Genomic DNA, 25567 nt, shown 5'->3' on the forward strand with positions numbered 1-25567 from the left:
CTATTAAGGAAGGTTGTGATTCCCATAAAAGAACATTCTATTTCAGCTAAAAAAAATACTTTTCTATCAAGGAAAATACCTAATTCCAAGGAACGCAAATTATTGATCAGCTTTTTACTGTTATCAGTCATCTTAGTTTTAACTGGATTACTGTATATCTCGATTAACCACCAAGAGCTAATGAGCCAAGACTTTCGCCACTATAAAGGGACATTTAAACAGTTGGGTTCTATTTCAAGAATTGGCTTTTTTGCAGCTTTAGCCATCTATCCTGTCTTTTGGGTATTAAAGCAAAAGCAATTAAAGACACTTCAGTTGGGACAAATTCAAATCAAGCCTCTTGTTCAGTCTATTGCAAAGATTGTCCGAAAATGGCATGTACCAGTCGGTCTTCTATCTGCAGGTATAGTGTTTCTGCACAGTTTCTTAGCGCTTATACGAGGCTTTAAGGTAAACTTTACTTATTTATCCGGAATGGGAGCTGTTATTGTACTTTTGTTCCTAATGGTAATGGGAATAAACCGGTTCAAACGAACAGATCGGAATTGGCATTTAAAGTTAGCCATTGCTTTCTTAGTTATATTTATGCTGCACGCTACCTTCGCTTAGTCTATCTACTAGTACTATTTAAAATATAACGGTATAATATTGATTAGAATGATTACAACTCATCAATAGGAGTGAAATAATGTTTTCGAATATTGGTTTTCCCGGGTTAATTTTAATCTTAATTGTTGCCTTAGTCATTTTTGGTCCAAACAAATTGCCTGAAATTGGACGTGCTTTTGGTAAGTCAATTCGTGAATTTAAAAAAGCAACTGAAGGCATTGCGGATGATATAAAAGAGGAAATAAAAGAAGATATCAAAGAAGTAAAACAGGATAAAATCGATTTAAAGAAATAAAATCCCCCCCATTACCTAGACACACAGGCAATGGGGGTTGTTTTATTTTCTGGACTTTTCTGCAAAGGCCTGAAATTGTTCTTTTAAGATTTTTCGTGACTTCTCATTTCTTAATATGAAAGCAGCGCCTAAACCAAGTGTTGCCATCATTAGTTTTTTATTACTCATTTTGTCAGCATCTCATTCATTTTCTGATTATGCTGTTTGTATTGTTCTAAAAGCTGGTTAAGGAGATTTGCAGCCTGCTGATTGTCCTTTTTCTCTACAGCTAAGCGTAGTTCATGGAAGGTTTTCCAGTGACCCATGACTTTACCATCGTGTGCCTTTTGGATATACTCCTCTTTCGTTATTTTACCTTGATCAAATTGCTTTTTTAGTTCTTCCATTTTGGCCATTCTTTCTTTTTTCCACTGCTCACGCTTTGATGCATTTTCAGGACTCATCCATTTATTACGAAGTGCCTTTTTCTCTTCTAACACTTTGGTCCACTCTGCTTTTTTATTAGGAGTATATTGATCTACCCATGCTAACAGTTTTTGTTCTTTTTCTGCCATATGTGCTTGCCAATCTTTATGCATCATATGATGATGGTGCTTCCCTTCATCATGACAATCACAAGGTGCTTTTTCTCCATGATCGCTTTGTTCAAGATGATTAGCTGAAGCTAATCCTGGCAGTGAAAACAATAAACCCATTGCCAAAAGTAACATTTTTATTTTCATATTAGACACCTTCCACTTCTTATTTTTACATTAATTTGATCAATTTGTGGCACGTGGTTATCTTTCCCAATTTATTAAAAATAATTTACCATTTTGTCAAAATTTTAGTGGATAAATTACTTGTGTTAACTTTCAATTTATCGTATTCTATGAATATAGAAGGTTTGTGAAATATTTCACATAAAAAGGGCTTTTAGCTCTTATTTTTAAAAGTTTTTATGTGAAACATTTCACATTTTAGACCAAAAGTATTCTTTATAGAAAATGGGAGTGATTATTATGAAAAGACCCAAAATCGTTATTTTAGGTGCAGGATACGGTGGGATTATTACGAGTAAGAAACTTGAGAAGTTGCTAAAATCGGGTGAAGCAGATGTAACTTTAATTAATAAACACGATTATCACTATATAACGACACAATTGCATAAAACAGGTGTCGGGACCGCAGCTGATAAACAAATTGCTATGTCTATTCCTGAACTAATTGATCCAGCCAAGACCTATTTTAAAAAGGGAACTGTGTCCTCAATCGATATTAATACCCAGGAAGTACACCTCGAAGGTGGCGATACTGCTCCGTATGATTACTTGTTAATTGCACTTGGATTTGAAGTGGAGACCTTCGGAATTCCTGGAATAAAAGAGCATGCATTTGAGATTCGAAGCTTTAGAAGTTCAAAAGCAATATATAATCAAATTATTAAACAACTAAACCTTTACAAAGAAGATCTAGATCCTGCACGCCTAACCTTTGTTGTTGCAGGTGGTGGATTTACAGGAGTTGAAATGCTTGGTGAACTTGCAGAAGGTCTTCCAAAGCTTTGTAAACAATACGAGGTGCCCTTTGAAAAAGTAAAAATTGTTGCGATTGAAGCTGCACCTTCCGTCATTCCTTTCTTCCCTAAAGAATCAATCGAGTATACAACTGAAGTGTTAGAAAAATTTAATGTTGAACTATTAACAGGAATGAAGATTTTAGAGTACACTCCCGAAAAGGTTTACCTTGAGAACGGTATGGAAATCCCAACAAAAACGTTAATCTGGTCTTGCGGGGTAAAAGGAAATACCATTATTCAAAAATGTGGCTTACCAATGATGAAAGGCAAACTTCCGGTAGACCGCTATTTACGGGTTGAGAATATGAGAAACATCTTTAGTATAGGTGATTGCTCATTATTCATGAAGGATGAAAAATCTTCTTTACCGCCTACTGCTCAAGTGGCTTTACAACAAGCGGATATTTGTGCAAAAAATATAGTTGCTACACTTCGTGGTAGTGAATTGAAAGCATTTGAATACCATCATAAAGGCTCTGTTGCCTCAATTGGAAACTGGGCAGCAGTAGGAAAGGTCGGAAACTTCCGTCTATCTGGGTTATTCGCTGCATTTATGAAACAGGTTATTGAGGCTCGTTACCTTTTTAACCTTGGTGGTCCTTCTTTAATTTTCAAACAGCACATAGGTGTCAGTCATGAACAAGTAAAAGTAACTGTTAAACAGTAGCAATAGGTATTGAGTTGATTCCCTTAAGCAGGCTGTCCCCTCACCCTGCTTGTATATTGATTAGAAAAATCTTACATCCCTATTAAAAATACTTTAAGCCCCATATCCAATGCTGGAATGGGGCTATTCTTTATAGGCACTGTTAAAAGCCTGTTGATTTCCGCTCCAGGCTCTTCGCTTTCCGTGGGCGTTTCGGCGAGCCTCCTCGGAGAAAAGCGCCTGCGGGGTCTCCCCTGAACCGTACTCCCACAGGAGTCTTCGAGCCTTCCGCTCCAATCAACAGGGTGTAAAAAATCAACAATGTTCTTTAACACAGCCTTTTATAAAGAATGGGTTAAAAATTGAATTATTCCCATTCTAGAAATTCAAGTCGATTACCAAATGGGTCATTTACATGAATGCGGCTGGCTCCAGGAAGATTATCATCCTCTTGAAATGTGATCTCATTTCTACTCAGGTGTCTTTTTAATTCCTCAATATTTTCAACAACAAACGCAGGATGAGCCTTTTTTGCAGGTGAGAAAGGAACTTCGACGCCAATATGGAGCTGGAATGTTCCAAACTCAAACCAAACTCCACCTCGCTTTTTTAATTCATCTGGCTTCTCTACCTCCATTAGTCCAAGAATTTCCCCAAAAAAGTTTCTTGCAGCCTCTTCGCAGCCTTTTGGTGCCGCAAGTTGGATATGGTCAATTTTTTTAATTTTAAATGCCATATTTTCCCCTCCGTTTAGGTGCATTTATATTATTCTATTTTATAAAATTTATAATTTTCTATCAAATTTAAACTATTTTTACAAACGTCATTATGATTTCCTTTGAAAACTAAAAAGGTTAACTCCATTGCAAAGGAGTTAACCTCAATTATTATGCTCTGTAACCTTGTATGTTGATTTCCGCTCCGGGCGCTTCGCTTTCCGTGGGCGTTTCGGCGAGCCTCCTCGGCGCTTGCGCCTGCGGGGTCTCCCCTGAACTGTACTTCCACAGGAGTCTGCGCGCCTTCCGCTCCAATCAACATTGTTATTATATTCAACATTGCTCATTAACAAAGCCGAATATTAATAAACATCTTTTTTTGTAAAGACTACAAATGATACGAGTAATGCTGCTGCCCACCAAACGAATAACACCATCATTGAAAAGGAGAGGTTCATTCCTTCGATTGGAGGAGCAGAACCCTTCATATAATCTGTTAAACGTAGGTTGACCATAAAGAAATACTTAGCCGATTCCCATGATGAAACCATATTACTTAAAATGGCTCCTGAGATGAGAGCAGCCAGCATCACTCCCATGCCTGCTGCTGTACTTCGAATTAAAACAGATAACATGAACGAGAGTGTTCCAACAACGATAGAGACAAACCATACTAGCCCAAAGTCCATTAGCAGGAACTTCCACAGGCTGATGAGCTTCACCTCTGAAGTATTTAATCCCGATTCCGTCACATTAAACCCTGTTAAAATGGGTGCCCCCCATCCGCTATATCCAAAAACCAATCCAGAAATAAGATAAGAAAGGATCCCTGCGATGGCAATAATTAACGATACAGCTAAACACAGTGTGATATATTTGCTCAATAATACCTTCCATCTTCTTACCGGCCTCGTCAGCAAAAGCTTAATTGACCCTAAACTATGCTCAGAGGAAACTAAATCACTGGCAATAACCATAACCATTAAAGGAATAAACAGGTCAATCGAATTTTCAAAAAAGACCCTCATAAATGTAGGTGCGCCAGGCTCAGCAGGATTAATATCATGGTCAAGATAATATTGCTGTTGCTGTAAGGATATTTGCAGTTGTTTCTTCCATTCATCAGTGATTCGACTACTACTCAACCGGTTAGTGGTATCCACAATTTGCTGCTGCAAAATCGTACGCCAATCACTAGTACCTAATTTCTCTCGTTGCGTTTCAACCTGTTTATATTGTGCATATGTAAATAACACCACTAAAACGCCAATAATGATGGCAATGACTATTAGCCTTTTTTTGGCAATCAATTTCATCATTTCATTTTGAATCAATTTATTCAATGGAGTCACCCCCAGTAAGTTCGAGGAATAAATCTTCAAGTACTGGCATTTTTCGATTCATTTCAGTAACAGAAACACCTGCAAGAACAAGCTGTTTATTCCATTCTGGAATTTTTCGCTCGTCAAATTCTGTCATAATCCTACCATCTTCTCTCTCTTCAATCGCTGTTAAGGAAGCTAATATGTTTCTTCCCGTTTCAATCGGATGAACTTGCCAAACTACTTTTTCCCGATTTGACAACAAATGATGAACTGTATCAGTCCGAATGACTGTGCCTTTTGAAATAATAGCAACTCGATCGCAGAGTAATTGAATTTCGCTTAATAAATGACTGGAGACAAGGACGCTTAGTCCTTCTTTCTCTGCTAAAAAGCGAATGAACTGGCGCATTTCACGGATTCCAGCCGGATCCAACCCATTAGTTGGCTCATCAAGAATTAGCACTTTCGGTTTTCCTAACAAGGCTTGAGCAATACCTAGACGCTGTCTCATCCCCAATGAGTAGGTTTTCACTTTATCATGAATCCTTTCACTAAGGCCAACTAATTCTGTCACCTCTTTGATTCGCTCTTCTCCAATTCCTTCAATCATTCGGGCAAAATGAAGCAGGTTATTATACCCTGAAAGATAGGGATATAATTCTGGGTTTTCAACAATACAGCCAAGGTTTTTCATTGCCTCATAAAAATGAGTTTCAATATTGTATCCACAAATTTGGATACTTCCGGAGGTTGGCTTTATTAGACCAACAAGCATACGGATCGTTGTTGTTTTCCCAGCTCCATTCGGTCCCAAGAAACCAAACACTTCACCCTCACGTAATTCAAAAGTTAACCCTTTAATGATTTCTTTTCTTCCGATTTCTTTTTTTAAATTTTTTACTTCTAATGTAATTTTTTTCTCCATCGGTTTCCTCTCCTTACCAGGTGAGCAATGAGGCTACACGTTCTGCAATTAAACGGTATCCTTTTGAATTTGGATGAAACTTATCAGAATACAGATAATCATTGACTTTTAACTCAAATAAGTCAAAGGTTGGAACGAAAATAATCTTTGGAAAAGCTGCACTTATTTCTGCACTATCATAATTCCAATGACGAACGACCTTCGACATTTCTTTCCCTTGATCCAAATCGATGAATGGATTATACAAGCCAATAAAGAAAACATTGGCAGTAGGATTATTTCTTCGGATTTGTTCAAAAATAACCTTTAGGTTTTCAAGATATTTTTTCTCAATGGTGGAAATATCTCCTGTTCCATAGTCATTTAATCCTTGTCCCCCACGGAACAAATCGTTTCCACCAATTGTTACAAGAACTAAATCAGCTTTTTCAATTTGTCTCCCCACTTCTTTCTCTTGAACCTGTTTACGAAGTTGATCTGATCTTTGTCCATTTATGCCAAGGTTCGTTAGTTGAACAGGGCGTTTGGTCTTTTCTTTTATTTCATCCATTAAAATTCCTACATAGCCTTTACCCGTTTCGTCACCGGTTCCTCTTGTTAACGAATCACCTAAAGCCACTATCGTCAGGCCCTTTGTGTTCTTGACTTCATTGGTAGCAGTGGATCTTTCCGGAACCTTTTCTTTGTTCCCAGCATAATACTCCCCTACCGCCCAGCCGAGCCCTACAAGCCAGACGAGGCAAAATAATACGGCGATGGCAGTAATAGAACGTATGACATTCTTACTCATTAAAAACATCCTTTCTGGCGGCCTTTTCTATTATTTAATCACAGTTCAAGCTTGAATCAAACTTTCAAGGTCTTAAACTCATTAACGTTCATGAATTCTTAACTTTTTTAGCAAAGAACAAAAGGCGGAAGCGCCTCGTTCAGCCCCGACAGGCAAATGTTCTTCGGCGGGAAAAGTCCGCCTTTTGACTTTTCTTGCCGAAGGTTATTTGACCCGAGGGGCTAGGCGCTGGAGCTAGATTCGGACAACTAGTTCAGTTATCCACACTCGATCCTTTTTAAAATTTCCTAGTAAACATATAAAAAGCCGATTCCCATTTTGGGAACCGGCCTCATTTTCTTTCTATTCTTCTAAATTACCCATTGGGCCAAAGAATTCAAAGTGAATTCTATCTTCCTTTACTCCTAGGTCTTTTAAAGAGCGATTGATTGCCTTCATAAAAGGAACCGGTCCACAGAAGTAGAAGTCTGCATGATCTACAGAAACCTTATCTTCCAACCATTCACGTGTAATATATCCTTCTACATCAAAACGATTATTCATTCGATCTTCTTCAGTAGGGGAATCATAGAAGAAAAAGGAATTAACTGTTTCTAGCTTTGATAGCTCTTCCACTTCATTTCTAAGTGCATGCACATTACTATTCGCAACTGCATGTACAAAAGTTACTTCCCTACTAGGCTGAATTTCAACTAGCGTTTTTAACATACTCATCATTGGTGTTAATCCTACTCCACCACTAAGTAAAACAACAGGTGTATTCTTTTCCGTATCAAGAATAAAATCACCAGCTGGTGCACTTACTTTTAATAGATTGCCTTCCTTAACATCATCATGAAGATAGTTTGATACCATTCCGTCAGGATTTTCAGTTCCCGCTTCTCGTTTCACACTAATTCTGTAATAGTCTCTTCCTGGAGCATCGGATAAGCTGTATTGACGAATATGCGTAAACTCTTCTCCACCAATTTCCATCTTGATGCTAATATACTGACCGGGAATAAATGTGGCAATTCCCTTTTTATCTTCTGGTTTTAAGTAAAAAGAGGTAATTACATCGCTTTCAACTACTTTTCGGTCTACAACAAAATTTCGGAATCCATCCCAGCCGCCATCTTGCGTTGCAGCCTCCTCATACATCTCAGCCTCGACACTGATAAAGGCGTCAGCAATTAGGTTATAGGCTTGACCCCAAGCATCAATGATCTCATCAGTGGCTGCATCTCCTAATACATCCTTAATTGCTAGTAACAAATGCTTTCCAACAATCGGATAATGCTCGGGTTTAATCCCAAGACTTCTGTGCTTATGGGCAATCTGTTTTACTACTGGAAGAATGGCTTCTAGGTTATCAATGTACATTGCGGCAGCATAAACTGTGCCTGCTAATGCTTTTTGTTGGCGTCCTTGTTTTTGGTTCGCATGATTAAAGATATTTAATAGTTCAGGATGATTTCCAAACATAAGTTGATAGAATCGTGTAGTAATCGTTTCTCCATGCTTTTCTAGTACTGGTACAGTAGATTTAATAATTTCAATTGTTTTTTGTTCTAACAAAATAATCACTCCTAAATACGTTTTCACTGTCTGCATAGTGATTATATGAAATTCACCACATGAACTAAGTGATTTAAATCACACATCGTTATATTTGAATAATTTGAACTAGTTCGAAAATCATAGATTTGTTAAATTCCCTTTCAAATCTCCCTTTTTTTATGTGTAGTGTAAATGATAAAAATAGTTAGGTTTGGGTATGACAAATGTAACTTGACGAGTTATTTATCGCTCTTGTATTGTTTATTTAGATATTAATACTACGTACCCTTTTTCCTATTTTTATACTTATTGATAGAATTGTGAAATAATGAATAAGTTACACGTGTAGTAGGCACTATTCAGGGTATATTGTAATTAAAATAGAGATTTCCACTGGAGGAAGAGGATTATATGAATAAGGCAAAGATTGCGTGGATCACTGATACGACTGCATCTCTAAGTAAAGAATTTATAGAGCAGAATCATATACATGTAATTCCCCTGCACGTTGTAATTAATGATGAATTTTACAAGGAAACAGTTGATATTACTGAAGAAGAATTTTATGAAAGAATGAAAAATGAGGAAGGTAAATTTCAATCCTCTCAGCCCTCTATTTCTGACTTTGTAGACTTATATAATCAATTGAAGGGCGAGTACGATTTTGGAGTAGCCATTCACGCTTCTAGCCTTCTAACTGGAACCTATCAATCATCCGTAATGGCAGCTGAAATGGAAGACTTTAAACTATATGCACTCGATTCGCAAACGGGTTCGTTTCCTCTTTCCTTTTTAGTTAAAAGAGGAATTGAACTTGCTGACCAGGGCTTGGAAATAAATGATATTATGACCCAACTAAACGGACTTCTTGACCAAACTCGCTTATACCTAGTTCCTTCAAACCTAGATCAACTTCATAAAAGCGGCAGGGTGTCAGGTAGCCAAAAAATATTAGCATCCCTTTTTAACATAAAGCCCATTTTATCGATTGAAGAAGGCGCAGCCAAAATTAAAGACAAAGTTCGTACAGAGAAAAAGGTCATTGCTTGGCTTGTAAATAAATTGAAAGAGGACCTTGAAACCAAATCTGTGAAAAAGGTTGCCATTGTTCATGCAAACGATATCAAAAAAGCAACAGAACTGGAAAAGGTAATTATAGAAAACATTCCTGGTATCGAAACGGAAATATTAATGCTTATTACGGTTGCAGGAGTGCATACGGGTGTTGGTACAATTGGGTTGTCTTGGGTATGTGAATAAAGAGGCTGAATCTCAGCCTCTTTTTTTATGGAAAAATATGTTGGTTATTTTATCCAATTTATTCTATTATAAAGATAGATTTAATAGTTTAAAAAAATCATATGAAATGGATTGGAATGGATGAAAAATAAGAAAAGGATGTTGTCCTATTTGAGTATTCTTGTGGCACTAGGACTGATTTATGTTGGTGTATTACAGTTTAAGATTAGTCAACATATTCAAACAGAAGTGCCCAAACATGCAGATTATATCATTGTTCTAGGGGCAAGGGTAAAAGGAACTGTTCCTTCTCTTGCATTTGCAAGTCGTATTAAGGCGGCTGCTAGTTATTTAAAGGAAAACGAAAATACCATTGCTATTGCTTCTGGTGGGAAAGGTCCTGGTGAGGATATTTCTGAGGCTGAGTCGATTAGAAGAGAGCTAATTAAGTTGGGCATAAGTGAGTCTCGCATACTAATGGAAAACCGCTCTACTGATACCTATGAGAATATTAAATACTCAATGAAGTTGATTCCGAAAAATGCACAGTCAGGATTAGTTGTGACCAATACGTTTCATATTTATCGTGCGGTTTCTATAGCAAGTGACCAGGGTTTAGATGTAGAAGGACTACCTGCAAAAACTCCCGTACAAGCTGTCGTGAAATCATATACTCGTGAATACTTAGCCATTACAAAGTTTTATTTAAAGAGATACTTACTAGATTAATAGAGAGGTTGACTCACAAGGGGTCAACCTCTTTTTCGTTATTTAATCTTTGCATATACACACGTATCTCTTACTTCTTTCCCATCAGCCGACAATCCATCATTTTTTAAGATTCCCTCTAATGTAAAATCTAATTTTTCTGGGATTGCACGGCTTTTCGTATTATTATAGTCACAACGAATTTCCACTCTGCGGGCCTTAAGCTCAGTAAAGGCAAATTCTGTGATAGCTTTTGTTGCCTCAGTAATATAGCCCTTTCCACTATGTCGGGTATCAATCCAATAGCCAATTTCAAACTTTGGCACATGCCAGTTAATTCTATGCAAGCCTGATGAACCAATAAATTCCCCGGTTTCTTTATCATAGAGATGCAGCCGTAAGTCTTCACGTGTTAAAAACTTCGCATGAGCATCCCTCATATTTACTTCTACATCCTCTACAGTTTGTTCTCTGTGGGCCCATGGCATCCATTCTTTCAATTCGTTCATGGAAGCTTGCATCGCATCATATACGTCCTTGCCATCTCCAGGCATCGGTTTGCGAATTAGTAGTCGCTTGGTGGAAAACTCCTCTGGAAAGTCTAATAATATCGGTTTCATATTCAAATCCTCCTCTTAACTACTATAAAAATTCGCTAGGACGCAGTAAATTCCTTTTTATTAAAATTTTTTCTACACACTTTTGGATTATTTCTACACAAAATTAGGGTTTTTCTACACAGTTTTAGATTTTATCTACACACTTTTACATTATATCTACACGAATTCAAGTTTTATCTACACGGTTTCGAATTATATCTACAAATCCACATAAAAAGGCCCTTCCATAAAGGAAGAGCCCCCAATCTTAGTATGCTTTTGCCCAATAAACCATCTTAGTAGCTTCTTTGCCACAGCATACACATTTATCAGAAACTTGTTCTTGTTCAAATGGCATACATCTTGATGTTGCCCCAATTTCTTCTTTAATTTTGTCCTCACAAGCTACATCTTCACACCACATAGCCTTGATAAAGCCAGGCTTTGCTTCTAGAGTTTCTTTTAACTCAGGAAGTGTAGTTGCAACAGAAGTTCTTTCTTCACGATGATTCAATGCCTTGTTGTATAAATTAGACTGGATCTCATCAAGTAACGCAACAAGTTTTGTTTCTAACTCATCCATAGGAACGATCACTTTTTCTAAAGTATCACGTCTTACTAAAACAACCTGTTTATTTTCAATGTCTTTTGGTCCAACTTCTAAACGAACTGGAACACCTTTCATTTCATACTCATTGAATTTCCAGCCTGGCTTTTTATCGCTTGCATCAATATCAACTCGAGCCACCTGCCCGAGTGACTTTTTCAAATCATATGCAAAGTCTAAAACGCCTTCTTTATGCTGAGCAATTGGCACAATCATCACTTGTGTTGGTGCTGCTTTTGGAGGAATGACTAGACCGCGGTCATCACCATGAACCATGATTAGCGCCCCAATGATTCTTGTTGTAAAGCCCCAAGATGTTTGGTGAACATACTGTAGTTTACCTTCTTTATCCGTGTACTGAATGTTAAAGGCTTCCGCAAAACCTGTACCAAAGTGGTGAGAGGTACCAGACTGTAATGCTTTTCCATCATGCATTAAGCTTTCAATGGTAAATGTCGCTTTTGCACCAGCAAACTTTTCTTTTTCCGTTTTTTGTCCCTTTACAACTGGAATCGCAAGGATTTCTTCACAAACGGCTGCATATACATTTAGCATTTTAATGGTCTCTTCCATTGCCTCTTCATCCGTTGCATGGGCTGTATGGCCTTCTTGCCATAAAAACTCTAATGTACGTAAGAATGGACGTGTTGTTTTTTCCCAACGAACTACGTTAGCCCACTGATTATAAAGCTTTGGTAAATCTCTATACGAATGAATAATATTGCTATAGTGCTCACAGAAAAGAACCTCAGAAGTTGGGCGAACAACTAGACGCTCTGCTAACTCTTCAGAACCGCCGTGTGTAACCCATGCTACTTCAGGAGCAAAGCCTTCAACATGGTCTTTTTCCTTTTGTAGTAAGCTTTCTGGAATGAATAGAGGCATATAGACATTTTCATGTCCTGTTTCTTTGATTCGACGATCTAATTCATTTTTAATGTTATCCCATAAAGCATATCCATACGGACGGATAATCATCGATCCGCGAACGCTTGAATAGTCGATTAAATCAGCTTTTGTTACAACATCTGTATACCACTGTGCGAAGTCCTCATCCATCGCAGTAACATCTTTTACAAATTCCTTTGCCATTTTGACACCTCATTCATTTTTTAAAAAATAAATACAACAACGAGATTCCGATTAAAATGCAAAAAGGCCTTGTTCCCAAAAAAGGGACCATGGCCTGGCGGTACCACCCTAAATTCATAAAGCATTCGCTTTAAACTCTTTGCATGATAACGGATTTGATCCGCATGTATCTTCAAAATATCCGATACAGAACTCAGAGGCAGGTTCAAACGACCGTCTTAAGAAACTTCGCACCAATAGTTTCCTCTCTTGGTAAGACACCTTCATTTTACTAATCCCCATCATCGTTTCAATAGTATTTTTGAAGAAATTATATATTTCATCTGCTTAAAAGTCAATTCGAAAAGGGAAATATTTTGCAACGGAGTGTGAGTAAATTTAGATTTGACTTTAAACTTCAGTATAAAACGTGTAAAATTCAAGTAATTAAGTGAAGAGGTGACTTTCATGACAAAAGAAGAAAAGGACCCGGTCGACGTAGAGAAAGAAGAGAAAGAGTTTTTACTTGAATACATTAGAATGCAAAATGAAGCCCTTAAACGAATTTATAAAAATACGATTGATAAAGAGAAAAAAGACTAGAACTGGCTCCAAAATTCCTTCCTCCACCTATTTCCTCAGCAAGATTCATAAAACGTTCATATAAATCACTTAATAGACAATTTTGAAACCAATATTTACATTTATAATACTCTTATGTTGTTTATTTAAGGCTCTGTTAAACTCGTCTGTTGATTTCCGCTCCAGGCGCTTCGCTCCAATCAACAGGGTATAAAATCAACAATGTTCTTTAACACAGCCTATTTAAAAAATTGAATAAGCCCACATTAGAGGAGACAAAAAGATGACTATTTTTTCAATCATATCGGCAGTGATCGTTGCGTTAGGGACTGGTTATTCTATTTTTCTTGTATACCGTAATAAAATAAAGCTGAATAACACCCCGGGTATCCTGCTTAGCATGGTGATTGCCATTATTACTGGCTTGTTAACTGGCAGTATCATTGGAATCAATTCGGGCGAGACATTCTTAGTCGTTGGCGTCAGCATGATCATAGGATTCGTTATTGGCTTCTTAGCAGGACACCCAATTGGGTTACTAGCAATACTGATGTCATCCATATTTGGATTAATCGGGGGAATTAATGGAGCCATTCTTGGGTTATTCTTACAATATATCAACCCTACCATTTTACTAGGTATATTATTAGGTTTCTATATTGTTATTATCGGATTTGTAATTGTCTATATTTATGTGACTACAAATAATAAATTTTCTATCGATACCAATGAGCTATCACCTTTTGCCATAATTGCAGGCGGAGTTGTACTAGTCTCACTGTTTTTGTTTATGTATAGCACGGATATGGTAGAGGTTCCTGGTCAAAGCGAGACGACACAAACCCAGGCTAATCAGGAAACTAGCACCCAAAAAACGCCTAAAACAGAGGTGGATGTCACTAAAGAAAGTTCACCTAAAGTAAAAATGCTCGTAACAGAAACTGGATATACACCAAACGTCATTCGTGTAAAAAAGGGTGTACCTGTAGAACTTGAAATTAACAATCCACTGGAAGATAGCTGTTTATCTACATTTAAGATTCCAGACTTTAATATTAACAATGTCAACTTAAAAGTAGGCACAACAAATCTTACCTTTACTCCTGAGAAGACAGGCGAATTCACCTTTAGCTGCGGTATGGACATGTTTAAAGGCACCATCATTGTTGAATAGTATAAGAAAAAGGCTGACAGTATTGTCAGCCTTTTTCGGGTATTTATCTTACAAAACTTCCATGTTCTCTAATTGACGCTTTCTCCTTTTATTGTCTGCACGAAGGATTTGAACAGATAAATAAATACCTGAACCAGTAAGGAACATCATCGCAATTGCTGCTAAATCAATTAACCATTTCACATCTGTATTACCAATTCTACCTTCATGAAGACCACGGATTGTATTCATGAATGAGCCTTGTCCCAACCTTTCTCCACGAACCCCCTCTGGAAAGTTTCTATTTCTGCCAAACCCACCAGTTCCTTGAACTTGTCCGCCCTGCATGCCAGCTTGTCCCTGTGATGGGTTAGTTCCATTAAAGCCATTCGGGCCTTGCATTTGGCCGTTTGCTTCTCCCTCACCCTGCCTGAATTGTCCTCTATTAAATTGGCCTTGTTGAAAGTTTCCTCTTCCACCTTCCATTTGTGTTTGACCGATTAACCAAGGTTCATTCATTAGTAGCCCTGTAATAGACTCCATAAAAATTAATACTGATGCAATTAAGCCAATCCATAGGTGCGCTTTTTTCATTTTCTTCATGACAGTACTTCTCCCCTCAAATGGTTGTTTCAATGAATAAATTCATTATCGTGGGCGTTCCTTAAGATTTCCTTAAAAAAAAAGACCCCAAATTTAATTTTTTTGGGCTCTCGGAAAAATAATCTCTATTGTCGTTCCTTTACCAAGGCTACTTTGAACCTTTGTCCTTCCATGGTGTTTCTCAATGATCCATTTTGCAATAGATAAGCCTAAACCTATTCCTTCAGCTGCAGTACGTGCTTTGTCACTTTGATAAAAACGATCAAAGATTTTTGGAATATCTTCTTCTGGGATTCCAATCCCGTTATCTTTCACTTCCAAATAAATGGAGGAGTGACTTTGTCTACACGATAACAGAATTTCTCCTCCCTCCTTTGTGTATTTCATTGCATTATCTAGTAGAATGACAATAAGCTGGTGAATTCTTTCTTTATCCGCAAAGAATTCAACAGGTTCCAGCGCACTCATCTGAAGCGTTTTTTCTTGGTACATCGTAATTTCTTCATAATGATGAATAATTTCTTTTAATAGTTCATCTAGCCGAAAAGCTTTTTTCTTCATTTCAATTTGATCAGAATCAGATCTTGCCAACGTCAATAAATTAGTAACGAGTTTCGAGAGTCTTCGTGATTCATTTGAAATCGCGGATATATCTAAAATTTTATCTTGAATTGTTGAACTCGGTGATCGAAAAAGAATATCCGTTTTTGCCTGGATTACAGCTAAAGGGGTTCTTAATTCGTGTGATGCATCCGATACAAATTCAGTCTGTTTTTGCCATGCTCTTTTGATTGGGACTAGCGCCTTGCCTGCTAAGAAATATCCAGAGAAAACAGCTAATACCACTCCAATTCCAATACCAACTGTAATAATTAATAATAACCGGTTGAGTAATTCTTTTTCAGAGTTAACGTTTCGAATAAATTGGACCGTCACTTTCCCAAATTCAGGATGGTCAACCTCAAACGCTACATACCTATAAGAAAACTCCTCCACATCTACGTCCTGCAGGCGGTTTAATGCCTTAGGACGAATCGCGTTTTCATGATCGAGAAACAGGTCCGCTTCACGATTTTGCTCTGCTATAAGTTTCTTATTTGAATCCCATATTAATGTCATAATTCTCGGGTCTCTTCTCATGACCCGCAGGAAAGACTTCCCTTCTCCCTCTCGCATGTCATCTTTATCAGGACCAATACCAGGTCTTGGCTGCTCCTGAAAATGGTTAAGAGATTCTTGTAAAGACTGATTGACATCCTTATATAATCTACTATCTGTATAAAAATAGATGGTGCTTCCTAGAATGCTAATGAGGACAATAAAGACAAGTGAATTAATAAAGGTTAATCGTATATGAGTTTGCCGGAACATTTGCGCCCCCTATTCTTCGTTAAGCATGTAACCTACGCCACGAATCGTTTTTATATCAACATGATACCCTGAAGGTTCAAGTTTTTTACGAAGATGATGCATGAAGACCTCAACGATTGCTATTGTTGTATCAGAATCGAAACCCCAAACACGATCATATATTTGTTCTTTTGTTAAAATAGCCCCTTTATTTTGAATCAGATATTCTAATAACTCATATTGTTTCGAGGTAAGTTTAATTGGATCTCCGTTTACAAGAATGTCTCTTTCTTTTCCCAACAATTCAATTCCACGATATTGAAGAGTCTGATTTGTTGTTAGGCTGCCGCTTCTTCGTAATAATGCACGAATCCTTGCCTTTAACTCAGCCGCTTGAAATGGCTTCACTAAGTAATCATCTCCACCGCTATCAAGTCCCTTCACACGGTCCTCAAGGGAATCTCTGGCTGTTAGAAAAAGAACTGGTATTTTTAAGCCTTCTTTTCTTATTGTTTGGAGCACTTCAAATCCATCTATTTCAGGAATCATTACATCCAATACAATCACATCATGGATATTTTGCATGGCTAAAAATAAAGCATCTTCCCCATTCGTTGCCTGATCCACTTCAAATTCATCTGATAATAGTTCAACAATTGATTCCAACAACGAAAGATTATCTTCGACAACTAGTAAACGCATCTCTATCTCTCCTAGTAAAAAGATCTATTTTAATATTATAGAGGAAACAAAGCGGCCGCAAAAGGTGCGATCCGTTTTGTTTCACTATTCATATCTCAGTGCTTGAATCGGATTCAACTTAGAAGCTTTATTAGCAGGGAATACTCCAAAAATCACACCTACTGCTAACGAGAATAAAAACGATAATATCATTACTGAAGAAGTAAACGATACGGTTAAGCTTAAAAGAGAGGATAATAGTTTTCCTATGCCTACTCCTGCTAATATCCCAATAACCCCACCTACTCCACTTAAGACAACCGCTTCAATTAGGAATTGTAAAAGGACATCTCGTCTTTTCGCCCCTATTGCTTTACGAATACCAATTTCTTTGGTTCGTTCTGAAACAGATACAAGCATAATATTCATAATTCCTATTCCACCGACAAGTAGAGAAATACTAGCAATCCCGCCAAGCATCATAGTCATCGTATCTGTCACAGAACTCATCGTATCCATTAAATCCTGCTGGTTTGTTACACTATAGGAATCACTCTTATTAGGAAATAACGAAGCCATTTTCATTTCCACTTCATTCATGACATAGTCCATTTGCTCTTCGCTTTTTCCTTGAAGATATACTTGATTAATTGTTGTACTCTTGACTAAACGCTGTCCCGTACTTAGTGGGACGATAACCACATTATCACCGCTTTGTCCAAGTGAACTCCCTTTTGATACTAGGACACCGACTACTTTAAAGGATGTTCCCTCAATTTGAATGTATTGACCCACTGGGGTTTCCGCACCAAAAAAGGTAGAAGCCGTATCTGCTCCGATTACTGCAATTTTTTGTCTATATTCGATATCAAGATCTGTTATGAAACGCCCCGCACTCACCTTTGTGTCACGCACAGTGGAATAAGCAGCATTTGTTCCCGTTAGTGTCACTTGTGAAGAGGTTTTATCTTTTTTAACATTTACCCGTCCAGAAACAACAGGAGAAATAGCCTTCACACCATTTAGTTTACCAAGTCCATCGATTTTATCTTCTGATAATGCTAAATCTGTGCCAAAGGTATTAATCGTTAAGAGGTTCGTTCCAAGCTGATTAATCTGACTCGTCACATTTTTGGCCGATCCTTGTGCAATTGAAACAAGGATGATGACGGAGGACACTCCAATAATCATTCCCAGCATTGTTAAAGCAGACCTAAGCTTATTCCCTCTAATACTGCGGAGTCCCATTTTAATAGATTGAAAGATTGCCAACAAGTTCACCCCCGTTTTCTTGAAGCTGGCCATCTTGAATACTAACCATTCTCTTCGCTTGCTTTGCGATCGCTAAATCATGCGTTATTAAAATAATCGTATGCCCTGATTCATTTAGCTCTTTCATAATTAGTAGAATTTCTTTACTAGTTTTGCTATCCAGTGCCCCTGTAGGTTCATCCGCAAGAAGAATGGATGGATTTCCAACAAGCGCTCTAGCAATCGCTACCCGTTGCTGCTGTCCTCCCGAAAGCTGGGTTGGCAAATGGCCGGCCCTCTCCTTTAATCCTACTTTTTCAAGACTTTCTAAAGCTCTCTCCCGTCGTTCTTTGGTGGGAACCCCACTATATAACAATGGCAATTCTACATTTTCAAGTGCTGTTAACTTAGTTAAGAGATTAAAATTTTGAAAGATAAATCCTATTTTTTTATTTCTAATCGTCGCCAATTGATTGTCATTCATTTTGCTGATGTCTTTTCCATCCAATAAATATGTTCCCGACTGCGGTCTGTCGAGGCAGCCTAACATGTTCATTAGTGTGGATTTACCAGAACCAGATGGACCAATGATGGCTAAGAATTCTCCTTGCTCTATTTCAATTGATACTTTATTGAGAGCATGGACAGTTTCTCCTCCAAGCTGGTAGGTCTTCATTAAATCTTTGATTTGAATAATTGGTTTAGCTATCATCAGTTACCGGCCCTTCCACTAAATTGTCCTTGACGACCACCACTACGGTTAAAACCGCCCATTCCGCCCATATTTCCACCGCCAAATCCTCCACCTTGCATGAAGCCTCTCATATTGCTTGAAGAGGTTCCAGTGGCGAGCTGTGGTAATTGAACAACTTCTCCTTCTTTTAAACCTTCGGTAATTTCTACATAATCTTCATTAGCTAATCCCGTTTTTACCATTTGTTGCTCTGTTCCACCATTTGATTGTGAATTGTCCGGGGCTGATATTACTAGGACATATTTTTCATTATTACTGCTGTGAATGGCATCTAGCGGTACATATAATGCATCCTTTTTACTCGCTGTTAAAATACTAGCCTCTGTACTCATACCTACTTTAAGATTATCTGGTTTACCAATATGTATCGTTACATCAAAGGTAGACACACCATTGGATGAAGTTCCCTCTTCAGCGATATCTGTTACCTTACCTGTATATGTTTGGTCTGGGAAGGCATTTATTTTGATATTTACTGTTTGATCTTTTTTAATCTTAGGAATATCAAGTTCATCTATTTGTACCACTGTCTCCAAGTCTTTATAGTTCGTAACATGTGCAACAACTTGTCCACTTGTTGTCCGTTCACCTGCAGAAACGGATAAAGTAGTCACAATTCCGGACGCAGGTGCTGTAATCGGATCGCTTCCATCAGTAAATGTGATCAGTTCATCACCCTCTTTTACCTCTTCCCCCGTAGCAACTAAAACTTCATCAATTTCATTATTATCCTTGGCTTTAATATCTTCACTTGTAACGGGTTGAACTGTTCCTGATCCGCTGATTTTAACTTCTAGCGTTCCTTTTTGTACCGTAGCTGTTCTTACCTGTGCTGAAACTGTTTGACTGCTTGTTTTTGATGAATAATATTGATAGCCAACAAAACCAGCAACCAATATTCCAACTGCTAACATTACCCATTTTTTCATCATGCTCTGCTCCTTTTCTAACCCTAGGCAGTTCCCTAGGAAGCTCAAAGTTTGTCATAAAATATTATTGCGACGTTTCCTTAATTTTTCCTTAAGGGAATATTGACGTGAATTTCACCTTGTTTTATAGTTAAACAAGTGAATAGTTAAAGAGTTTAACTATTTGTCCGAAAAGTGAGGAGAACGATATATGGAGAACAAAACCATTCAAGAATTAATTGATCGCTATGTGACGCTGTCTTTTCAAGTCCATAAAAAAGCAGAATCTTTGATTAAGGGTCAAATCGGAAATGAACTGACAAATGATCAGCACTACATATTAAGATACATTCACCAAGCTAAGGAATGTACCTCTTCTGAATTAGCAGATGCATTTGAAGTAAATAAAAGTGCAATAACAGCCATCATTAATCGAATGGCAGATAGAGGTCTGATTCAGAGAACACGTGATGAAAACGACAGAAGAGTTGTTTATTTAACGTTAACAGAAGCAGGAAATACCTTATACCAAGATTGCCAGGAAAAAGTACGACTACTAGTTGAATCCATCATTACCCAATTTGATGAGACAGAAATAGTGAATTTTATGAATACGTATGAAAAATTAGCGTCACTCTTATCCAACAAGAACAAGGAAGAACTGGGGGAATAATCTTTGAACACAATTATCAAAGGAAAATGGTTCATTCTAGCCGCTTGGATTGCTGTGATTGCTACTCTTTTTATGGTGGCACCAAATATGGAGGGCCTTGTTCGGGAGAAAGGGCAAATTTCCGTTCCAGAAGGTTACTCTTCAACCATTGCTGAGAAAATTCTCAATGACGTTCAATCCAGTGAAAATAAAGGCAGAGACTTACAAACTGCACTCGTGTTCCATAGCGATAAGAAATTGACCAAAGAAGATTTTGCGCAAGCAGAAAAAGCGGTTTCTACGCTGGAGGAAAATCAAAAAGAACTTGGCATCACAGAAATCCTCACTCATTTTAAACAAGAGGAATTAAAAGACCAGCTTGTTGCGAAGGATGGAAAAACGATTTTGGTTTCTGTGAAGGTAACAGCCAATAATCGGGAAGCAAAAGAGATTTCAAAAAATTTGTATGATGCCATTGATCAAATTAAACTCGATCATTATTACACAGGGAATTGGGTAATTAGTGAGGATCTCATTACCAATTCTCAAGAAGGATTGAAAAAAACAGAGGGCATCACCGTTGGATTCATTCTAGTTGTCCTTTTACTTGTTTTTAGATCCGCTATAGCCCCGATTATTCCCTTGGTTACAGTAGGTTTTAGTTACCTTACTGCCCAATCCATTGTCGCACTGTTAGTTGATAAGGTTGATTTTCCGTTATCAACCTTTACTCAGATTTTCTTAGTAGCTGTACTTTTTGGAATAGGAACCGACTATTGTATTTTGCTCCTAAGCCGTTTTAAAGAAGAAGTGGCTGAAGGAAAAGATGTAACTGAAGCTATTATCACCACTTATCGTACAGCAGGTAAGACGGTATTCTTTAGTGGGGTTGCCGTGATGATTGGATTTGCATCCATCGGACTTTCCACATTCCAGCTTTACAAATCTGCTGCTGCGGTAGCTGTGGGTGTGGCCATTTTGTTAGTTGCACTCGTCACCGTCGTCCCTTTCTTCATGGCTGTATTAGGTAAAAAACTGTTTTGGCCCTCAAAGGGGAACCTTGAGCACGGTGAAAGTAAATTTTGGGGCTTTATGGGTAAATTTGCGTTAGCACGTCCCTTAATCGCTTTTATCCTAGTGGCTCTTATATCCGTACCATTCTTATTTACCTATGATGATCAATTGTCATTTAACTCGCTTGAAGAAATTAGCGATGAATACCCTTCTATAAAAGGCTTCAATATTATCTCTGATTCATTTGGACCTGGTGAATCCATGCCAACTCAAATTGTCATTAAAAATGATGATCAAATGAACACATCGGAATATATTGCGATTACAGAAAAAATTAGTCAAGAGTTAAAAAAAGTGAACGATGTAGACAGCGTACGTTCTGTTACACGTCCAACTGGTACACCCATTGACGACTTTTACATCTCTAAACAAGTTGTTAGTCTAGAAGACGGGCTTGGCCAGAGTAATGAGGGAATTAAAAAAATCAGTGACGGCCTAGAAGAAGCGGCAAGCCAAATGAGCTCGAACCAACCAAAAATGCAAGAAGCAACTGATGGAATTAGTCAGTTAATTACCGGAACCAATACGATAAAAACAAAATTGGGAGAGTTACAAGGTGGTCTCTCACAGATTGAACAGGGACTGGAAGCTGGTTCTATAGGGGCTGGTAAGGCTAAAAAAGGATTGGAGCAGATTAAGGCAAATTCTGCTGATATTTTAGCCGGAAGTAAACAGCTCCTTGACGGATACAAAAAAACAGAAGCTGGGTTAGGTACTCTAAGAGAGAACTATGAAAAAACGGCAAGCGGACTAGACTCTCTGCACCAAGCATTACTATCCACAAATCCATATTTTAGTAATTTGGAAAAAGATTATATTGGTATACAAGAGAATCAAAACTATCAAACTATTAAACAGACTGTTCAGGGCTCTCAATCAGCTACTAAAGAATTGTCTGCAGGGATGGATCAACTAAATACTAGCTTAAAAGGTGCCCAAGATGGGATCGCTTATGCCAACAGTAAATTTACCGAAATAATTGCAGGTCAGGAAGCGTTAATTAAAGGGATGGAGCAAATCATCTCAGGTATCAACCAACTAGAAGGCTATCTCAATCAAATGGCTGATGGTCAGGCAAAAGCAGTTAATGGGATTCCGCAATTTACTGGGGGATTAAATACTATTAGTGAGGGTCAGAAGCAGCTTCTGACAGGGTTTGAAACAACGAAAAGTCAAACAATGGTGCTTTCAGACGGATTGGCCCAAAGTGCTGATGGTCTAAATAAAGTATATGATGGACTAGATTCTGCACAAGATTATCTTTCCGCTGTGTCTAAGCAAAAACAGAATGGCTTTTACATTCCACAAGAAGTGCTTAACAGTAAGGACTTTGCGCAGGCTCTTGATGCTTATATGTCAAACGACCGTAAAGTAATGACTATTGATGTGGTTTTCAATAAAAATCCTTATTCGAATGAAGCAATTGACCGTATTCCAGAAATTAAGCAGGCGGTCAAACGAGCAGTCAAGGATACTAAGCTTGAGAATGCGAAAGTAGCAGTTGGCGGTGTTTCTAGCATGCACTATGATCTAGACACCATTTCAAAAGCTGATTATTCTCGTACAGTTGTCTTAATGTTGGTAGGTATTAGTATTATATTAATTATTTTACTTCGCTCGCTCATTATGCCACTCTATTTAATCGGCTCATTAGTCTTAACCTACTTTACCTCCATGGCCATTTCTGAAACGATTTTTGTGAATTGGTTAGGCTATACAGGTATCAGCTGGGCGGTACCATTCTTCGCATTTGTCATTTTGGTGGCGCTAGGTATCGACTACAGCATTTTCTTAATGGATCGATTTAACGAATATCGAGATATGTCAGTCCAACAAGCAATCCTTCTCTCTATGAAAAAAATGGGCAAAGTCATTATTTCTGCAGCCGTTATTTTAGGTGGTACTTTCGCAGCAATGATGCCATCAGGTGTATTATCATTGCTTGAAATAGCTACCATTCTATTAATAGGATTGGCCTTATACTCCCTCGTAGTTTTACCACTATTCGTACCAGTTATGGTCAAAACCTTCGGTCAAGCCAACTGGTGGCCATTTATAAAAAAGTAGGCTGTGTTAAAGAACTTTGTTGATTTTTATACCCTGATGATTGGAGCGGAAGGCGCGAAGACTCCTGTGGGAGTACGGTTCAGGGGAGACCCCGCAGGCGCAAGCGCCGAGGAGGCTCGCCGAAACGCCCACGGAAAGCGAAGTGCCTGGAGCGGAAATCAACAGACAAGTTTAACAAAGCCAAAAAATAAACAAGACAAAGCGCATTGAACCTCAACGTTCGGTACGCTTTTTAATCCATTAACGTGTTAATATATTAGAATAATTACACAATTAAAAAAATTCTTTTAATTACATAATACTCTGTTATATAATAAAAAAGTAATCTAAACAAAGGGGGAAATATATGGAACAGTTTGTTAATTGGCTAAGTGGGATTATTTGGAGCCCGGCACTCATTTATTTATGCTTAGGTGTAGGTTTATTTTACTCTTTTGCTACAAGATTTCTGCAAGTAAGACATATGAAGGACATTATTCCATTAATGTTTAAAGGCGGAAAATCAGATGCTGGGATCTCATCTTTCCAAGCATTAACCCTTGCCTTATCTGGTCGCGTAGGGACTGGTAACATTGCGGGCGTGGCAACAGCTATTGCTTTTGGAGGACCTGGTGCCGTATTTTGGATGTGGACTATTGCCTTCTTAGGAGCAGGTTCAGCATTTGTTGAAGCAGCATTAGGTCAGGTATACAAAGTTAAACAAAACGGACAATTCCGTGGTGGGCCAGCCTATTACATAGAAAAAGGATTAAAGATGAAATGGTATGCAGTCCTTTTTGCCATTGTAACTGTTATTGCTACAGGGGTCCTTTTACCTGGGGTTCAAGCAAATAGTATTGCGGCTAGTGTTGATAATGCCTTTGGAATTAGTCCGGCAATTACTGGTGCTGCTCTAGTCATTTTTCTAGCAGCAATCATATTTGGCGGTGTTAAACGGATCGCACGTGTAGCTGAATTCGTTGTTCCTTTCATGGCATTAGGTTATATTCTCGTTGCTCTTATTATTGTTGCATTAAATATTTCTGAGCTTCCTGGGGTCTTAAAACTAATCTTCTCCAGCGCATTTGGTGCAGATGCTGCCTTCGGAGGAATTTTAGGTGCAGCCATTTCTTGGGGAGTTAAGCGTGGTATTTATTCGAATGAAGCAGGACAAGGTACTGCCCCACATGCTGCAGCGGCAGCCGAGGTTTCCCACCCTGCAAAGCAAGGGATTGTTCAAGCCTTTTCCGTATATGTCGATACTTTATTTGTTTGTTCGGCCACTGCGTTCATGATTCTTATTACTGGCATGTATAATGTTGCCCCAGAAGGAAAGGCGCAAATTGTCAATAATCTTGGAGATATCGAACCTGGTCCAGCGTATACACAATCTGCTGTTGAATCGGTTATGCCGGGCTTTGGAGCTCCGTTTGTAGCCATTTCTTTATTCTTCTTCGCATTCACGACGATTATGGCATATTATTATATGGCAGAAACCAATCTTGCCTATATCAATCAAAAAGTAAAACGTGTGTGGACTGACTATGTGCTCAAAATTGCTATTTTAGGAATGGTATTCTATGGCAGTGTAAAAACTGCAGGCCTTGCGTGGACATTAGGTGATATTGGTGTTGGAAGTATGGCTTGGTTAAATATTATTGCCATTCTCCTTCTGACAAAACCAGCACTTAAAGTACTTAAAGATTACGAAGCACAGCTTAAAGATGGAAAAGATCCGGTGTTTGATCCTGTAAAATTAGGGATTAAAGATGCCGATTTCTGGGAGCAAGAATATTCTAAGCCTCTTGAAAAAGAAGAAAAGACTGGATGATTTTGCAGTATGATAGAAAGGATTAACTTTATTTTTAGAGTTAGTCCTTTCTTTT

Annotated in this window: 25 protein-coding genes and 1 other annotated feature; of the genes, 10 read left to right on the forward strand and 15 right to left on the reverse strand. The window is 38.1% G+C overall.

Annotation, left to right across the window (positions count from 1 at the left end):
* Positions 1-102: 102 nt before the first annotated feature.
* Entirely contained in the window at positions 103-609 is a 507-nt protein-coding gene (locus tag RCG25_RS16045) for a hypothetical protein (RefSeq protein ID WP_308079829.1), read from the forward strand.
* A 79-nt stretch (positions 610-688) separates the two neighbouring features.
* Positions 689-904, forward strand: coding sequence for a twin-arginine translocase TatA/TatE family subunit (locus RCG25_RS16050; protein WP_308079830.1), 216 nt, complete (start codon positions 689-691; stop codon positions 902-904).
* 42 nt (positions 905-946) lie between these two features.
* Here RCG25_RS16050 and RCG25_RS16055 read toward each other — a convergent pair whose 3' ends face one another.
* Together RCG25_RS16055 and RCG25_RS16060 are read right to left on the reverse strand one after the other, a co-directional pair.
* Positions 947-1072 carry a hypothetical protein gene (locus tag RCG25_RS16055; RefSeq protein ID WP_308079831.1) on the reverse strand — a complete coding sequence of 42 codons (126 nt, stop codon included), beginning with the start codon at positions 1070-1072 and terminating at the stop codon, positions 947-949.
* Complete coding sequence (locus RCG25_RS16060; protein WP_308079832.1) at positions 1069-1626, reverse strand: hypothetical protein; 558 nt, start codon at positions 1624-1626, stop codon at positions 1069-1071. Before RCG25_RS16060 ends, RCG25_RS16055 begins: the two co-directional genes overlap by 4 nt.
* Positions 1627-1905: 279 nt before the next feature.
* On the opposite strand from RCG25_RS16060, the gene RCG25_RS16065 reads away from it, so the two are divergent.
* Positions 1906-3129: an NAD(P)/FAD-dependent oxidoreductase gene (locus RCG25_RS16065; protein ID WP_308079833.1), complete on the forward strand. Its 1224-nt coding sequence runs from the start codon at positions 1906-1908 to the stop codon at positions 3127-3129.
* A gap of 346 nt (positions 3130-3475) precedes the next feature.
* On the opposite strand, the gene RCG25_RS16070 is transcribed toward RCG25_RS16065, so the two are convergent.
* The 5 genes from RCG25_RS16070 to hmpA form a co-directional block, all read right to left on the reverse strand.
* Positions 3476-3844, reverse strand: a complete 369-nt coding sequence (locus RCG25_RS16070) for a VOC family protein (RefSeq protein ID WP_308079834.1) — start codon at positions 3842-3844, stop codon at positions 3476-3478.
* Between the two features lie 342 nt (positions 3845-4186).
* A complete protein-coding gene (locus RCG25_RS16075) occupies positions 4187-5167 on the reverse strand; it encodes a DUF2705 family protein (RefSeq protein ID WP_308079835.1) in 981 nt (326 codons plus the stop codon).
* Positions 5160-6074 (reverse strand): ABC transporter ATP-binding protein, encoded by a 915-nt coding sequence (locus RCG25_RS16080; protein WP_308079836.1) that lies wholly within the window; start codon positions 6072-6074, stop codon positions 5160-5162. The genes RCG25_RS16075 and RCG25_RS16080 overlap by 8 nt, the downstream gene beginning before the upstream one ends.
* 13 nt (positions 6075-6087) lie before the next feature.
* Positions 6088-6864 carry an SGNH/GDSL hydrolase family protein gene (locus RCG25_RS16085; protein WP_308079837.1) on the reverse strand — a complete coding sequence of 259 codons (777 nt, stop codon included), beginning with the start codon at positions 6862-6864 and terminating at the stop codon, positions 6088-6090.
* Between the two features lie 342 nt (positions 6865-7206).
* Positions 7207-8421: an NO-inducible flavohemoprotein gene (gene hmpA, locus RCG25_RS16090; protein WP_308079838.1), complete on the reverse strand. Its 1215-nt coding sequence runs from the start codon at positions 8419-8421 to the stop codon at positions 7207-7209.
* Positions 8422-8814: 393 nt separating this feature from the next.
* On the opposite strand from hmpA, the gene RCG25_RS16095 reads away from it, so the two are divergent.
* The gene (locus RCG25_RS16095) at positions 8815-9663 is read left to right on the forward strand and encodes a DegV family protein (protein ID WP_308079839.1); all 849 of its coding nucleotides are present in this window, start codon (positions 8815-8817) and stop codon (positions 9661-9663) included.
* Positions 9664-9783: 120 nt separating this feature from the next.
* Entirely contained in the window at positions 9784-10371 is a 588-nt protein-coding gene (locus RCG25_RS16100) for a YdcF family protein (protein WP_308079840.1), read from the forward strand.
* A gap of 38 nt (positions 10372-10409) precedes the next feature.
* Here the strand turns inward: RCG25_RS16100 and RCG25_RS16105 are convergent, their stop codons facing one another.
* Both RCG25_RS16105 and proS read right to left on the reverse strand, forming a co-directional pair.
* The gene (locus RCG25_RS16105) at positions 10410-10970 is read right to left on the reverse strand and encodes a GNAT family N-acetyltransferase (protein ID WP_308079841.1); all 561 of its coding nucleotides are present in this window, start codon (positions 10968-10970) and stop codon (positions 10410-10412) included.
* 247 nt (positions 10971-11217) lie between these two features.
* Positions 11218-12648 carry a proline--tRNA ligase gene (gene proS, locus RCG25_RS16110; protein ID WP_308079842.1) on the reverse strand — a complete coding sequence of 477 codons (1431 nt, stop codon included), beginning with the start codon at positions 12646-12648 and terminating at the stop codon, positions 11218-11220.
* 79 nt (positions 12649-12727) lie between these two features.
* Positions 12728-12942: a binding site (T-box leader), on the reverse strand.
* 153 nt (positions 12943-13095) lie between these two features.
* Here proS and RCG25_RS16115 point away from each other — a divergent pair.
* Complete coding sequence (locus tag RCG25_RS16115; RefSeq protein ID WP_308079843.1) at positions 13096-13230, forward strand: hypothetical protein; 135 nt, start codon at positions 13096-13098, stop codon at positions 13228-13230.
* A 262-nt stretch (positions 13231-13492) separates the two neighbouring features.
* The gene (locus tag RCG25_RS16120) at positions 13493-14383 is read left to right on the forward strand and encodes a cupredoxin domain-containing protein (RefSeq protein WP_308079844.1); all 891 of its coding nucleotides are present in this window, start codon (positions 13493-13495) and stop codon (positions 14381-14383) included.
* 48 nt (positions 14384-14431) lie between these two features.
* Here the strand turns inward: RCG25_RS16120 and RCG25_RS16125 are convergent, their stop codons facing one another.
* The 6 genes from RCG25_RS16125 to RCG25_RS16150 all read right to left on the reverse strand — a co-directional run bounded on the left by RCG25_RS16125 (position 14432) and on the right by RCG25_RS16150 (position 19933).
* Entirely contained in the window at positions 14432-14965 is a 534-nt protein-coding gene (locus RCG25_RS16125; RefSeq protein WP_308079845.1) for a PepSY-associated TM helix domain-containing protein, read from the reverse strand.
* A 93-nt stretch (positions 14966-15058) separates the two neighbouring features.
* Positions 15059-16336, reverse strand: coding sequence for a sensor histidine kinase (locus RCG25_RS16130; protein WP_308079846.1), 1278 nt, complete (start codon positions 16334-16336; stop codon positions 15059-15061).
* A gap of 9 nt (positions 16337-16345) precedes the next feature.
* Entirely contained in the window at positions 16346-17017 is a 672-nt protein-coding gene (locus RCG25_RS16135; protein WP_308079847.1) for a response regulator transcription factor, read from the reverse strand.
* An 84-nt stretch (positions 17018-17101) separates the two neighbouring features.
* Positions 17102-18277: an ABC transporter permease gene (locus tag RCG25_RS16140; RefSeq protein WP_308084198.1), complete on the reverse strand. Its 1176-nt coding sequence runs from the start codon at positions 18275-18277 to the stop codon at positions 17102-17104.
* The gene (locus RCG25_RS16145; protein WP_374121003.1) at positions 18246-18959 is read right to left on the reverse strand and encodes an ABC transporter ATP-binding protein; all 714 of its coding nucleotides are present in this window, start codon (positions 18957-18959) and stop codon (positions 18246-18248) included. The genes RCG25_RS16140 and RCG25_RS16145 overlap by 32 nt, the downstream gene beginning before the upstream one ends.
* Entirely contained in the window at positions 18959-19933 is a 975-nt protein-coding gene (locus tag RCG25_RS16150; RefSeq protein WP_308079848.1) for an efflux RND transporter periplasmic adaptor subunit, read from the reverse strand. The genes RCG25_RS16145 and RCG25_RS16150 overlap by 1 nt, the downstream gene beginning before the upstream one ends.
* A gap of 187 nt (positions 19934-20120) precedes the next feature.
* On the opposite strand from RCG25_RS16150, the gene RCG25_RS16155 reads away from it, so the two are divergent.
* From RCG25_RS16155 to RCG25_RS16165, 3 genes are all read left to right on the forward strand, one after another.
* Complete coding sequence (locus RCG25_RS16155) at positions 20121-20582, forward strand: MarR family winged helix-turn-helix transcriptional regulator (protein ID WP_308079849.1); 462 nt, start codon at positions 20121-20123, stop codon at positions 20580-20582.
* 3 nt (positions 20583-20585) lie between these two features.
* On the forward strand, positions 20586-23702 hold the full coding sequence (locus RCG25_RS16160) for an MMPL family transporter (protein WP_308079850.1): 3117 nt from the start codon (positions 20586-20588) through the stop codon (positions 23700-23702).
* A 346-nt stretch (positions 23703-24048) separates the two neighbouring features.
* Complete coding sequence (locus tag RCG25_RS16165) at positions 24049-25512, forward strand: alanine/glycine:cation symporter family protein (RefSeq protein ID WP_308079851.1); 1464 nt, start codon at positions 24049-24051, stop codon at positions 25510-25512.
* The last annotated feature ends 55 nt before the right edge of the window (positions 25513-25567 follow it).

This window comes from Neobacillus sp. PS2-9 (genome assembly GCF_030915525.1).
GTDB lineage: Bacteria > Bacillota > Bacilli > Bacillales > Cytobacillaceae > Neobacillus.